A 2,435-nucleotide genomic window follows, 5' to 3' on the forward strand; every position below is an offset into this window, starting at 1 on the left:
CTTGCAGAAGCTGCTCCAACCATAATTGCCCCTGAATCTTTAAAATCAGGACTATTACGATTTAAAACTTGTTTACCATTACGGTCTCTGAATTGATCTAAATCGTTTCCGCCGTTTGCACCTGCTTCAATAATAATAATTCCTTTATTTGCTCCCAGACGAATTGCATCAAATATATCCGGTTTTACTTCTACAGGAAGATAGTTCTTATCTCCATATCCATCGTAAGTTGCTTGTGCCTCTAGTAAAAGAATATCTCCAGCTTGCATATTGTTAACCGCACTTAAAATAGCATCAGCTGTATTATAATTTCCGTTATCCCTAATTTGAGATACAACCTTTACCTTAGCTTTGGGTGCGATTCCAATTCCGCCTATGTTATTATCCTCTGCCGAAACAATTCCTAAGACTGAAGTACCATGATCATGGTGCTCGCTTTTATTCTGTCCAGATATCAATTCAATCTTTTGATTCACTAAATCCTCATGACTAAATAACCATCCATACTCCATATCTACGAATGTAGTCCCTTTTCCATCCCCACCTTTTATGCTCCAGGCATAAGGTGCATTAATTCCTAATGGTGCTGGTTCAAGATAACCTTGTCTTTTAAGTCTAGGCTCATCATATGGGTTAACAGATAAATTTGGTAAACGCTCTGCTGGTGAAGCCTCTTCTTCCTGTAAATACGCCGTTTCAACAAGAGATGATTTCTCAATTTTTGTAAGTAACGCTTGTACATCAATACCATCTTGAGTTTCTACAATATAGTAGTTTAGCAAATTAGAAGAAATATGATCAGAATCTTTTATTTCTTTACCTAGATTTTTAATTTCTTTAGGATTTAAAGAATTAAAAAGTCGATTTATAGTTACATTTGGATATTCAGCTAAAATTCCAATGAATTCAGGATCTTGTTTTTCTTCTTTAATGAATTTTTCTATTCCATCCTGATATGGTAAATTCGCTTCATTTTTAAATTTTAAAATTAATTGTTTAGTAGCTTGTTTATGTACAGTAGAATTCAATTGCTTATTTGAATAATTGTAAGTAGCTGCGTAGGCAACTTCTGATTTTTCACTTGGAAGTATACCACCTACTCCATTAAATGCTGTTAATGCAATTGAAGAAACTAGAATTCCCTTAAAAATTTTCAAAACGCGCACCTCTTTTTATTAATATATAATTATAAAAAAATGTATATTACCTAATTTCTTTCTAGAAATATATTTTATATGTAGGTCTATATTTTCAACTCCATTCATTCTTAAATATTTGTTTATACATCATTCATAGAACTAACTCATGTCAATCCTATTAATTCAGCTACAAACCTGTAACTATTATAGTTACAGGTTTGGTGAATAGTCAACCCTATATGTAATTTTGCATTGAAAATCATAGATACTTCTATAAACTTACCCTTAATTATTGTAAGAGAGATTGAGCTTCTATCATTTTAAGTAACTGCATATATGTAATATAAAACATATATGGGGGGTTAAAACGTGGTAATTTCAAGACAAGATTCTTGGACTAATGATAACGATTTACTTCTCGCATCAACAGTACTTCAGTATATTCGTAACGGTGGAACACAGTTAGCTGCATTCAAAGAAGTAGCAAAACTACTAGCTAGAACACCCGCAGCTTGTGGATTTCGTTGGAATTCATATGTGAGAAAACAATACCAAGACGAAATCCAACAAGCCAAACAACACCGAAAAGTGGGAAACAGCATTCCTCTCTCCCAACCAGAAAAAGAAACAAACTCTTTGTCTATTACATTAGATGACATTATTCTCTTTCTACAAAATTATAAAGATATAAATGAATTGACAATTTTACAAAATCAAATTGAAGATTTAGAAGCTGAGAATCAATCCCTTCTACAACGTTTAACTATGTATGAAGAAGAGTATCGTATGTTACTGAACCATATCGATAAGACAAGAAGTTTAATTGTAGTGGATTAAACAGTATAACTATTTTGATTTTTCAGTAGGACCTTCGCCCTCCAAAATTACTTTTAATAAAAGAAATTTTGCCTCTTGCAATTGATAATAAGTAAAATACACATACATAATGTATGTGTATTTTTAATTGGACTATTATTAAAAGAAATGTTTAGTCTATGTTACATCTTTTCTAATATTTCTTGTCTTTCGCACCATTTCGTTAGCTTTTCTAATGCTTTTTTAGATAAACGTTTTGTTTTATAATTGCAAAATCTAGATAATGTAGACGGAGAAATACTAATTTCATCTGCTATTTCACGAATGCTTACTTTTTTTTCATTGTGTACTTTCAGTATTTGTTCACGGATCTTCTTCTCTATTTGTTCGACTGATTCTACAGTCTTCTTTACTTCTTTAACAACTGTTACTTCAGGTAATTGTTCTTGAAGTTCTTCTATACATTTCTTTCCGATTACC

2 protein-coding genes and 1 pseudogene are annotated in these 2,435 nt (G+C 31.7%); 1 reads left to right on the top strand and 2 read right to left on the bottom strand.

The window, feature by feature from the left end; all coding sequences use genetic code 11:
- A partial coding sequence (locus FOT98_RS30315) for a S8 family serine peptidase (protein ID WP_144291221.1) occupies window positions 1-1,157 on the bottom strand: 1,157 nt, incomplete at its 3' end.
- Window positions 1,158-1,508: 351 nt separating this feature from the next.
- Here FOT98_RS30315 and FOT98_RS30320 point away from each other — a divergent pair.
- Entirely contained in the window at window positions 1,509-1,976 is a 468-nt protein-coding gene (locus FOT98_RS30320) for an RsfA family transcriptional regulator (protein WP_000237083.1), read from the top strand.
- Window positions 1,977-2,137: 161 nt separating this feature from the next.
- On the opposite strand, the pseudogene FOT98_RS30325 reads toward FOT98_RS30320, so the two are convergent.
- A pseudogene (locus tag FOT98_RS30325) lies at window positions 2,138-2,435 on the bottom strand (XRE family transcriptional regulator); the annotation flags it as partial.

This window comes from Bacillus sp. HY001 (assembly GCF_007558965.1).
Classification (GTDB): Bacteria; Bacillota; Bacilli; order Bacillales; family Bacillaceae_G; genus Bacillus_A; species Bacillus_A mobilis.